At 42.3% G+C, this 11,636-nt stretch carries 7 protein-coding genes and 1 pseudogene; 1 reads left to right on the forward strand and 7 read right to left on the reverse strand.

Features of this window, described 5'->3' with window-relative positions; translation table 11 throughout:
• The 3 genes and pseudogenes from dnaE to IJJ71_RS11510 all read right to left on the reverse strand — a co-directional run.
• Positions 1-2,345: pseudogene (gene dnaE, locus IJJ71_RS11500) on the reverse strand (DNA polymerase III subunit alpha); the annotation flags it as partial.
• Positions 2,346-2,456: 111 nt separating this feature from the next.
• Entirely contained in the window at positions 2,457-5,366 is a 2,910-nt protein-coding gene (locus IJJ71_RS11505; protein WP_296847175.1) for a response regulator, read from the reverse strand.
• Positions 5,367-5,399: 33 nt separating this feature from the next.
• Positions 5,400-6,161: a response regulator gene (locus IJJ71_RS11510; protein WP_296847176.1), complete on the reverse strand. Its 762-nt coding sequence runs from the start codon at positions 6,159-6,161 to the stop codon at positions 5,400-5,402.
• Positions 6,162-6,306: 145 nt separating this feature from the next.
• Between IJJ71_RS11510 and IJJ71_RS11515 the strand changes: the two genes are divergently transcribed.
• Positions 6,307-6,579: a co-chaperone GroES gene (locus tag IJJ71_RS11515; protein ID WP_296847177.1), complete on the forward strand. Its 273-nt coding sequence runs from the start codon at positions 6,307-6,309 to the stop codon at positions 6,577-6,579.
• Between the two features lie 55 nt (positions 6,580-6,634).
• Here the strand turns inward: IJJ71_RS11515 and IJJ71_RS11520 are convergent, their stop codons facing one another.
• The 4 genes from IJJ71_RS11520 to IJJ71_RS11535 all read right to left on the reverse strand — a co-directional run.
• Positions 6,635-8,569, reverse strand: a complete 1,935-nt coding sequence (locus IJJ71_RS11520; RefSeq protein WP_296847179.1) for a tetratricopeptide repeat protein — start codon at positions 8,567-8,569, stop codon at positions 6,635-6,637.
• Between the two features lie 31 nt (positions 8,570-8,600).
• Entirely contained in the window at positions 8,601-9,056 is a 456-nt protein-coding gene (gene nusB / locus IJJ71_RS11525; protein ID WP_296847180.1) for a transcription antitermination factor NusB, read from the reverse strand.
• Complete coding sequence (locus IJJ71_RS11530) at positions 9,056-10,138, reverse strand: MOSP complex formation periplasmic protein, TDE1658 family (protein ID WP_296847181.1); 1,083 nt, start codon at positions 10,136-10,138, stop codon at positions 9,056-9,058. Before IJJ71_RS11530 ends, nusB begins: the two co-directional genes overlap by 1 nt.
• Before the next feature lie 55 nt (positions 10,139-10,193).
• A partial coding sequence (locus IJJ71_RS11535) for an alanine--tRNA ligase (protein WP_296847182.1) occupies positions 10,194-11,636 on the reverse strand: 1,443 nt, incomplete at its 5' end.

The raw sequence follows: 11,636 nt of genomic DNA on the forward strand, positions 1-11,636 counted from the left end.
CCTCAAATCCCTGGGCCACAGCACCATCAACGAATTCCTTTTTTTTTGCCCATCATGACTTCAGGCTTCTTTTTACCCATAGCACGACGGAGCATGTCAGCTCCACCAAGAGAGAATCCCGCAATTTTCTGCGAGACCTGCATAATCTGTTCCTGATAGACCATAACGCCGTAAGTTTCCTTAAGAATCGGCTCCAAACAAGGGTCAGGATAGTGAATAGTCTCAGGCTTCCATTTGCCGTCGATGTAGTCAGGAATACAATCCATTGGACCCGGGCGATAAAGAGCGTTCAACGCAACCAGGTCTTCAAGTTTTTCCGGCTGGAACTGGCGCAAAATCTTCTGCATACCAGGAGATTCAAACTGGAATACAGCTGCAGAGTCACCGCGCTTAAAGAGCTCGAAGGTCTTTGGGTCAGTTTCGCTCACCTTTGCACAGACAAAATCCGGCTCTCCGGGCTTTTTGTGCTTGTTGATGATATTTTCGGCATATCGAATCAGAGAAAGTGTTTTGAGTCCGAGGTAGTCGAATTTTACAAGACCGCACGGCTCGATGATGTCCATCGTGTACTGAACGCCGACTTTTCCTGTTTTAGAATCCATGAAAACCGGAGCCCAGTTCGGAAGTTCCGTGAGACCGATAACCATTCCCGAAGCGTGAAGACCTGTGTTTCGCTTACAACCTTCAAGTTTAATGGCAAGGTCAAAAAGTTTTTCGTATCGCGGATCGTGCCTGAATTCCGCAAGCTGACCGCCATCAGGGAATTTTTCGGTCGGTGGCTCAAAGCAGTTTTTGAGCTTGGTTTTTAAGTTCTCAGAGACTTTTGACTTCAGCATGTTGACTTCAGAAAGCGGAATGCCCAGAGTGCGGCCAACGTCGGCGATTACGTTCTTTGGCTTTAAAGTTCCGAACGTTACGATGTGGCCGACTTTTTTATCGCCGTACAAGTCGCGTGTGTGCTGGATAATGTCCTGGCGATAGTCGAAGTCCATATCAACGTCGAAGTCCGGCATTGAGACTCGCTCAGGATTCAAAAATCGTTCGAAAATCAGTTTGTAGCGGAAGGGATCTATGTCCGTAATCGTAAGACAGTAGGCTACGAGAGAACCAGCACCAGAACCTCGGCCAGGGCCAATTGGCATGTAAGGCTTGGGGCGGTTGTTTACGTTGTCATAAGTGGATTTTGACCAGTTGATGAATTCCCAAACGATGAGGAAGTAGCCCGAAAAGCCCATCTTCAGGATGATGCCCATTTCATATTCACATCGCTGGCGGATTTGCGGCGTGATTTCCTTGTAACGTTTGCGCAATCCTTCTTCAACAAGGTGACGCATGTAGTCGTCCTGATTTTTCGCGTAATCTTCGCCGTGAGTCTGGAATTCTTCTGGCAAGGCAAATCGAGGAAGCGTGCCTTTGAGCTCCATCGTTTTGTACTGATGAATGGTAAGGTTGCACATATTGGCAATCTTGATTGTGTTGTCGTAAGCTTCGGGACAGTCCGGGAACAAAAGCCGCATTTCTTCTTCAGTTTTGAAATACCACTCGTGTTTGTCACCGCCCATTGTCTGATGCGGCTCGTTCATGTTCTTTTTGAAGCCGATGCATCGCAAGCAGTCCTGGGCTTCCCAGTCTTCTTTTTCGATGTAGTGAATATCATTCGTGACGACAAGCGGAATATCAAGCTCGTGGGCCAGCGCAATCAGTTTTTTGTTGACGATTTTCTGGTCTTCAAGGCCGTGATCCTGCAATTCAATGTAGTAGTGGTCTGGGCCAAAAAGATTTTTGTATTTTAAGGCAAGTTCTTTTGCCTCTTCGTCCTTGTTTGCAAGCAAAAGCTGTGGAAGTTCGCCTGCGATACAGGCAGAGCAGCAAATGAGGCCTTCATGATATTTTTCGAGAAGCTCAAAATCGATTCGAGGTTTGTACCATGTTCCTTCGGTATATGCGATTGAAGAAAGCCAGCTCATATTTTTGTAGCCGGTTTCGTTTTCACAGAGTAAAATCAAGTGGAAGTAGCGGGCCTGGCGATCTCCGTCCTCGCCCTTGTGTGAATATGGAACGGAATTTTTCTCTAAATGTGAGCCGTAAGCGACATAAAATTCTTCGCCGACAATCGGGTTGATTCCGTTTACATGGCAGAGATGCTCAAAGTTGAGCGCGCCGAACATATTTCCGTGGTCAGTGAGCGCAAGAGCCGGCATATTGAGCCGCTTGGCCTTTGCGACCAAATCATCGAGCTTAGCACAAGAATCAAGCAAAGAATAATCAGAATGAACATGAAGATGAACAAAATTAGCAACCGGCGTGCCCTCAGGAGCCGGGTCAAATACATGATAATCCGCCAAAATATACCCCAACAGGCCCTGCATGGATGCAGGGAAAAAGCAAAGAGAGAATTTTTGGAACAAAAATTCTCGTACGAATCAGAAAATCCATGGATGGATTTTCTGTTCGAATTATTGTAGCACGATTTTTAGGATTTTGTCTCTGTCAACTGAACTTACCGCATCCTGCAAAGCCTCAAAATGCTCTTTCTTCATCGCAGGAATTTTGTAATCCTTCATCATCGCAATAATCTGGTCGGCAGTATCAAAGTCAAAGGCCGTTATACATTCCTTAATATTGGAAACAGCCTCATTATACTGCTCAACAGGCATCATTTCCTTTTCGGAATCGTCCTGATTTTCGCTGCAGAGCGGAGCAAGATTTTTTTTGTATGAACGGTAAAGTTCGAGAAGAGCAGGAGTTTTTGAAAGAATCTCAGCTTCACTTTCATCATCACCGCATTTTTCGAGATATTTTGCATCTTCCGACAGTTTATCCGCTCCAATCAACCTTGCAGAAGATTTCAGTGCGTGAACCCAAATCGTGTAATTCTTCCAGTCCTTTTTGACCGCAAAGTCCTCAATTTCGGCAGATTTTTTATCAATATTCTTATAGAATTCTTTTAAAGTCTGCTCCAGGATTTCCGCCCCGCCAGTGTATTTGAGCGCGTCATCAACAGATATTCCTTCAAGATTTTCAAACATCTTCTTTTCATCATCAATTGTTGGTGGAGCAATCTCGCCGTTTTCATCAAGAGACATAAGCTCTTCTTCGGAATTTTTGATCTCAATCTTTTCTATGAGATTTTTTGGCAGGTATTTTATGATTAATTCTTCGAGTTTTTTGCCCTCAATCGGCTTTGTCATGTAATCAGAGAAGCCTTTTGCCAGGAACATTTCTTTTGCTCCCGAAACTGCATTTGCCGTAAGCGCGATGACAGGAACGCCCTTGCTCTGATTTTCTTCGAGACGAAGCATGTTTTCGTAAGTTTCGATTCCGTCCATGCCCGGCATTCGGTGATCAAGGAAAACAATGTCGTAATGATTCTTTTTAAGAGCCTCAAGCGCATCAAAACCGCTGAGAACGGTGTCAATCTGGATTTTAGTCTGCTTGAGCAAGCCTTTAACAACAGTAAGATTAAGCTCCGTATCATCGACGACAAGGATTCGTGCTTTTGGAGCCGTAAACAATTCCTGATAACTTGCCGTTGCTTTGAGGGATTTTTCGTAAGATTCCTTGAAATCTCCGATTGGCTCCCAGTCAATAACTCCTTGCAATACAGAGAAATAAAAATCAGAACCTTCGCCGTAAATACTGACAACTTCAAGCCGTGAATCCATGAGCGTAAGAAGACTCTGCACGATGTTCAAGCCCAGGCCAGTTCCTTCGATTGTTCGGTTACGCTCTTCCTCAATTCGCTGGAAAGCCGTGAACAACTTTGGGATATCCTTATCTTTAATTCCTATGCCAGTATCAACGACATGAACGGTAAGCAAAACATGAGAATAATCAATCTTTTTTCCGCTGATTGAGAATGTGACCGAGCCTTCGTTGGTGTATTTGATTGCATTTGTAAGAAGATTTACACAGCACTGACACAATCGGACATCATCACCATAAAGAAGATGCGGACAATCCTTTGCAATATTAACATTGAGCGAAAGATGTTTATCCTCGGCCTTTCTGGAAATCATGTTTACAAGGTTATTAATAGAAGAACTTAAATCATAGTTGGTAGGAATAATTTCAAGTTTTCCGGCCTCAATTTTTGAGAAATCAAGAATGTCATTAACGATGTTAAGCAAGCTCTTTCCTGCGTTCTCAATATCCCGCGAGTATTTTAAGATGTCTTTTTCGTGACATTCACGGAGAATCATTTCGTTGAGGCCAAGGACCGCATTAATCGGCGTACGAATTTCATGCGACATATTTGACACGAATTCACTTTTTGCCTTGTTAGCCGCCTTTGCCGAAGCAAGCTGAGTTTCAAGAAGCTGGGATTTTTCAAGATTTTTGATGTAGCTCTCGTTTGTCGAAACCATCTCGACCAGTGAGCGATAGAGAATCCCGATTTCACCAGAAGCCTTTAATGACAGAGTTTTTATATCAAGTCGCGGAACATTTCTCGTATGCTCGGTTATATTGCAGACATTTGAATCCTCGACCGCCTTGGTAAGAAGCTGCAATGGATGTGTGATTGAAATATTTGTGTAAGAAAAGGCCACAAGAATTACAGGAGTGGCAATAATCGACATTAAGATGACAAGCCTTGTCGCAAAAACAACCTGCTGCCACGGAGTTATATTCCTAAAATTATTCAGCAGGAAAGTCGCGAATCCGAAGCCAGAAACCAGAAGAATAAACGACACCGCAAGAATGAGCCATGTAAGTTTTGTACGGATTCGACCGCCTCTCTGCTTGGCGAGTGCTTCCCTCAGTTTTGTAATATCCTCGGAATCATAAACACTCGTAAAGAACAGTTTTTTTACGCTTTCAGGGAAATAATTGTAATAAATGAAACAAAATACAACAATAATTGCGGAAACTGGGAAAGCTATAGAAAAATGGAAAAGTCCCGCCATAAAACTAATCGGCCGGTCTTCCAGAAGTGAAAGCAAAACATTCAATGAATTTCCAAGCAAAACAGAAAACAGAATAAGCGCAAGTAATGATTTGAAGTAAGATTTGTACCAATGATGAAAAATCGGGGTGTTAGCGATAAGAGAGCCAATCAGAAGAACAAAAGCGTGATAAGGAACCAGATGACTTACAAAAACTTCAGTAAGGAAAAATAGCAGGACAACAAAAGTACCAACTCCATATCCCGAAAGCGAAGTTAGCAGCATGACGGGAATAAGCTGATAATACACACGGACTTTATAAAGCATCAAGCCCTTAAAAGAAAAATCCGGCACACCAGTTCCGCCCAAATGCTCAATCAAAAGAAGGAGCACAAAGCAGATTAAGGTTGTTAAAGGAATCGTTATCCTGAAATTCTTATTATCCAAGAAGAAAAATGCACCTAAATCTTTTTTTGGCATGCAAACTCCCCGCTGAGCGACAAAATCTACTAACTACTTGCCTTTGAAGAAATCGTCAACAGTTCTGAGCAGGCTGTCAGGCTCTGAAGATTTAAGAAGATATTTTTCTGGACCGGCAGCAAGAACCTTCATAACCGTTTCTTTGTCATCCTTAGATGTAAGGAAGATTACCGGAATATTAGAAAGGTTGACATCGTGCTTGAGCATTTCAAAAATTTGAAGGCCGGAAGCAACTGGCATTTCATAATCAAGAAGAATCAAATCAACATGATTGCTTGAAAGGAACTGTAGCGCGTTTAATCCGGAATTAGCCATATAAACTTCATATTTTTTTGAAAGCCAGATCTTCATTGTACGGAGCATAACGCTGTCATCATCAACAACAAGAATCTTTTTGCGGCCAGGCGTTCCACCAGCTTCACTCGTGATAAGCATATTGAGCTTTTTAATAACATCCTGAATATTTACAGGGCGGCTGAATGCTGCTGAAACAAGGGATTTTGGATAAACTTCATAAGCAGCCTCAATTTCCATAGGGTTGCCGATAAGATAAAGAATTCTATCATGTCCCTCTTCCGTTACCATTTTTTTGAGATACTTAAGGGTTCCGTTAAATTTATTTAGATCGCCTTCAAGATAGACGATGTAAATATCAGGAATATTTTGAATGAGCGAAATTTCAACCATGTCCGGTTCAGCGGTTGAGACATCAAATCGGGCTTCTTTTAAAGCCTTTATCATCGCAGTCACCAAGAAATTCTGAGCTTCGCTTACAAATAAAATACTTCGTTCCATGTAGAAAATCCTTTATAACATTATAACACATACCTGTATTTTTTCATAGAAAAAAAATGTTGTAGTAAAAAATATTTTTCTTGCCGATTCATAAAAAATTCTATATTTTTATTGTATCAAAATGTATTAATTTTGGAGGAAATATATGAAACTTAAACCATTGGCAGACCGAGTTCTTCTTAAACAGGAAAAAGCCGAGACAAAAACAGCATCAGGCATCATCATTCCTGAGACTGCACAGGAAAAAACACAGACAGCAACTGTTGAAGCTGTTGGTCCAGGAACAGAAAAAGACCCGATTACAGTAAAAGTTGGCGACCGAGTTATGTACGATAAATACGCTGGAGTTCAGGTAAAAATGGACGGCGAAGAGTATCTTATCGTAAAGAACTCAGACATCATCGCTGTAGTTGAGTAATCGGAACAAAAATTCTGCTTTATCCCCGCCTCAATGTTTGAAGTGCGGGGCCTTTTTATTTATTTTCGATTTGCCTGCGAAGAAGTTTCGCATCCGCATTGCTTTGATCAAGCGAAATGCTGTATTTGAGCGAAGTTTTAGCCTTATCCAAATCACCCATATCAATCTGAATTTTAGCAACCCTATAAAGCAATTTTGATTTTATTTGCGAAGATTTTGTCTTTCCTGCAGCAAGCGTGTACAACGACATTGCCTTTCTGCGTTCGCCCACGCTTGAATAAATCATCGCAAGATTTGCCGTACTCGAAGAAGCCGCAAGCGGAGAAACAGCCGTTATGTCTCCGGTGACATTCGCAGCTTTTACACCACCTGTTTCAAAATCCACATATTCATAAAGTCGTTTTGCCGCTGAAATGTTCTTTTCAAGCAATGAAAAATATGCCGCGAATTCAACTTCCCAGATTTCCATTCTTTCAGTTTTATCAGCAGCCCTGTCTCCAAATGCAAGTCTTGCCACACTCTCCGGGATGACCGGCGCAACAGTGATTTTTTCGCCACCAAAAATATCAGTTTTTACAGTCTCTGTTGTTCCAGCCTCAGTCTGCTGCTGGCGGTAATTCAAATCAAATTTCGCATCGATATAATTCATAAAAAGCGTGCGACCTTCATCAACCAATCCATAAGAAAGGAATTTCTGCACGGCAAACTGAACCAAATGCGGAGGATACAAATTCGTTCCAATCTGATTTTGCTCAAGCTCGCTCCAAATAATTGCGGTTTTCTGAACGAGATTCAAATCAGGATTGTTTTTGAGATACAGCGAAAGCCGTTCGACAATCAAATCATCATTGTGACGAAGCCCAGCTCTGCTTTCACGCTCCAAAGTTTCTTCCATTCTGTACAACGCATCAGTAATCGTGAATTTTGGTCGTTCGTCATATTCACGCATTTTGTTTGTACGCAATGTTGTTTTTCGCAACGCCTTTTCAAGCTCGGTCATCTGCAACGGCTGTGAATCCTGCCAAGAAAGCTTTCCGTAAGAAATCAATGCTGGAATAAAATCTGGCTCGGCAATCAATGCTTCCAAAAGATATTCATAAGACTGACGGTATTTCTCATGCCTGAAAGCGTACAAAGCAGAATTCACATAAATTGCCGGCGGAATTTTCGTGCCGGAATTTTTTGCCTGATTTATAAACTCTTCGCGGTTGGCTTCGGCACTTTCCTCATCATCAAGCATCATGTAGGCATCAGAAGCAAGCATTGCCGCACTGCTTCTCAACAAAGGAGAACTAACCTGTTCAAGATTTTGTGCCGCAATATCGTAGTTCCCGGCATCATATTGAACAAATCCCCAGAAAAGCGCGTCCTGTGAATCCTCAAGCTCCCTCTGCAGCGAAGAAGCCATTGCATAGTCACCAGAAAGAAGATAAATAAGCGCGCAGTTTCTTAGCCAGCGAGAATCGTTTGTGCCAACATAAGTGTCGTAATAAGCAGAGGAAATTTCGCGGGTAAAAAGCGGAGCAGAATTTTCTGCCAAATTTTCGCTTTGAAGAAGAGTTTTCATGAGAGCTTCGGAGCGGATTGAGCCGTATTTTGTGCCCTCAAGAATTTTTGTAAGGTCAAGAGCTTTTGAAAGCTGCCCGTGCCGAATCAAAAAATGACCGTAAACAGCCGTAAGCTCAGGATTTTCCGGAAGTTTTTTGAGTCCTTTTACAAGAACATTTTCCGCGCGTTTTTCCTCACCTAAAGTCATGTAGCGGCGGTAAATTCCAAGCCGCGCAAAAGAACTGTAAGCTTTTTTTTCGGATTTTTTTAGAAGCCGCATTGCTTCAGAAGTGTCACCATTCTTGATGAAGATATCAATGCTCTCCATCGTGCTCATGAATGATGAATCATCAGATTTTGAGCAGGAAGCAAAAAAAATTCCTGCCAGAAAAAGAATTGAGCAAAAAGCGAATATTTTTCTTATGGCAGGACATTTTTTCATTTGGAACTCCGATTTAATTTGTCATTCCATTTTATATCGATTTTTTTATGTTGTCGAGGATTGCATTCACGAATTTATACGAATCATCCGGACCGTAATTTTTTGCGATGTCAATCGCCTCATCAATTACAACCGAAGCATCAATTTCTTTCGTGAACATAAGTGAATAAACACTCATTCGAAGAATTGCGATTGTAACCTTGTTTACGCGGTCAAAATCCCAGTTCGTAAGATGAGCTTTTATCATCTCATCAATCTTTACGATATTTTCGATTGTACCGGCAATGAGCATTCTTGAAAAAGCCGCGCTCTCATCATCAATTTTGACTTTTGGAGCTGACTCTTCAGACTTTTCCTCTTCTTCGTTGATTTCAGCTGCTTTTGAATCAACCCAACCAAGCTCGAGGACATCCTTTTCGCTCATTCCTCCGACATCCCAAGAGTAAAGCCCCTGGAATGCGATAATTCTAGATTTTCTTCGTGACATTATTTTTCCCAACTAAGTAATTTCTTGAGTTTTTCCTCTTTCTGCTTGTACTCAAAATTACTTGGAGTACGCAAGCTTTTTGTGATGTCCTGAACAGCAGAAACGAGAGCCTGACTCTGCATCTGATTTGTAAGATTCTGCTTGATATAATCGTAAACAGTGATTGTTGTTTCCGGCTGAACCAAATCAGAAATTGTGAGCATCTTTGCAGCATATTTCTGTCTTACGACATAGAACTGATAATCAGTTGAAGTCTCATTAAGAGTTGAAATATAATTCAAGTCTTTTTTGAAAAGGTCGAGCAAATCATCATAAGAAATTCCGAGCTGCTGAGCATGCTGTGGAGTTTTACCAATCAGCAAATCTCCGCCCTGATAATCTTTGCCACTGTCAGCCTTGATTTTATCAACAGAAAGAGACTTATTTTTGATTCCGTTGAGCAAAGCCTCTGCCTTGATTTTTGCACCTTCCTGATTGCTTCCTTTTGGAACTACAACAAGGAAAAGCTTAACCATATCGTTCTGAACGAAAGAAGCCTTGTTTAAATCGTAGAATTTGCGGATATCTTCGTCTGTAGGAGAAACTTTTGTAAGCTCGCCCTTCTTCTTTTCAATAACATACTGCTGAGCAATGAGCTGGTTTTTAAGATAAGCCTTGTAATCGCTTACACCCATGCCAACCTGCTGCTTCATGAAATCATCAAGTGAAAGATTTGTTTCTTTTTTGACGATTTCTGAGAATTCCGCCTCTGTAACAGAGCGTCCAACCTGCTGGCTGACATTCTGCAAGAAATACTGATTAACCTGAGTGTCAGTGATGTTCATACCTTCTTTTTGAGCAGCCTGAACAACAAGCTTCTCATCAATCATGGCATCCAAAATTTCTTTTTTTTGCTCAACCGTGAAGCTCGCGATATTATTCTGCTTCTGATAAGTCTCAACGCGGTTTTTGAGCTGTTTGAGAGTGATAGTCTCGGTTTTGTTGAGTTTTACGACAGCCAATGGCTGCAAATCATCCGACAAAGCAAATGCACCGAATGCCATTGAAATTGCAAGTGTTGCAGCAAGTACAAGTTTTTTCATTTAAATTTCCTCTAGGAATAAGAACAGTCTTATTCCTAATTAGTTACATTAAAAATTATTGTGGGTCAAGCGGAAGACCACCGCTGATTACAGCACGGATTCGGCGAACGCCAGCAGAAGATGACTGCTCTTTCTGGATTTTGAATTCACCAATCTGGGCTGTGTGCTGAACGTGCGGGCCGCCACAAACTTCTTTTGAGAACCAGTCAGTTTTAGCATCTTTACCGATTGTGTAGACTTTAACGTCCTCGCCATATTTGTTTGTGAACAATGCTCGTGCACCTTCTTTCTGAGCTGCCTCAAGCGACATGATTTCCATTGTTACAGGCAAGTCTTCTTTAATCTTGGCGTTTACGATGTCCTCGACCTGCTGGATTTCTTCTTTTGTCATTGGACGCTCGAAAGTGAAGTCGAAACGCATACGCTCGTTATTGATATTTGAGCCCTTCTGAGCAACCTGATCGCCGAGAACATTGACCAGAGCCTGCTGCAAAAGGTGTGTTGCGGTATGATATTTTGTTGTTGTGTCGCTCTGCTCTGCCAAGCCACCCTTAGCCTTTCCTGCATCGAGTGATTTTGAAGCTTCCTGATGCTTGCGCTCAGCCTCTTTGAAGCCCTCGACATCAACTGTGAAGCCGTTTTCTGCACCCAATTCCTGAGTAAGCTCAAGCGGGTAGCCGAATGTATCGTACAAGCGGAATGCAACTTTGCCAGAGATTTCTTTTTTAGGATTCTTCATGAGATTTGGAAGAAGTTTCTGGAATTCTGCCTCACCCTTTGAAAGTGTAACGCGGAATTTTTCTTCCTCGGCAGTAAGTTCTTTGCGAACTTTGTCAGCGTTCTGCTCAAGCTCTGGATATGCGCATTTGAAGTTTTCGATTACAACATTTGCGACTTCTGCAAGGAATGCCTTTTCGATACCGAGCTTCATTCCGTGTCGGACAGCTCGACGGATCAATCGGCGGAGAACATATCCGGCACCTACTCGATCCGGGCTTACGCCACGAACATCACCAATGATGAATACTGATGCGCGGGCATGGTCAGCGATGATTCGAACAGACTTGTCCTTTTCTTCATCGCTTCCATATTTATAGGAAGAAAGCTCTTCGATTTTTGCGATGATTGGCTGGAAAACTTCTGTGAGATAAACAGATTTTTTGCCCTGGAGAATACAGTTTGTACGCTCCAAGCCCATACCTGTGTCAACATTCTTTTTTTCGAGCGGAAGAAGTGTCTTTTCATCAACACGATTGTACTGCATGAAGACGTTGTTCCAGATTTCCATCCAGTTTGCAGAATCTGTACCCTTGTTTGAGCCAACAGGAGGCAAACCTTCGCCAACCCAGTAGAAAATTTCTGTATCAGGGCCACAAGGACCTGTTGGACCTGCTGCCCACCAGTTGTCAGAAGCCGGAAGATATGCGATTTTGTCTTCTGGCATGCCGTTCTCTTTCCAGTAGCCGGCAGCTTCTTCATCACGAGGAGCATTTTCATC

It is taken from the genome of Treponema sp. (genome assembly GCF_017430385.1).
GTDB lineage: Bacteria > Spirochaetota > Spirochaetia > Treponematales > Treponemataceae > Treponema_D.

What these genes read in the sequence shown, in the direction of transcription:
- IJJ71_RS11505 (WP_296847175.1), bottom strand. Translation starts at nt 5,366, where the DNA reads ATGCCAAAAAAAGATTTAGGTGCATTTTTCTTCTTGGATAATAAGAAT.
- IJJ71_RS11510 (WP_296847176.1), bottom strand. Translation starts at nt 6,161, where the DNA reads ATGGAACGAAGTATTTTATTTGTAAGCGAAGCTCAGAATTTCTTGGTG.
- IJJ71_RS11515 (WP_296847177.1), top strand. Translation starts at nt 6,307, where the DNA reads ATGAAACTTAAACCATTGGCAGACCGAGTTCTTCTTAAACAGGAAAAA.
- IJJ71_RS11520 (WP_296847179.1), bottom strand. Translation starts at nt 8,569, where the DNA reads ATGAAAAAATGTCCTGCCATAAGAAAAATATTCGCTTTTTGCTCAATT.
- nusB (WP_296847180.1), bottom strand. Translation starts at nt 9,056, where the DNA reads ATGTCACGAAGAAAATCTAGAATTATCGCATTCCAGGGGCTTTACTCT.
- IJJ71_RS11530 (WP_296847181.1), bottom strand. Translation starts at nt 10,138, where the DNA reads ATGAAAAAACTTGTACTTGCTGCAACACTTGCAATTTCAATGGCATTC.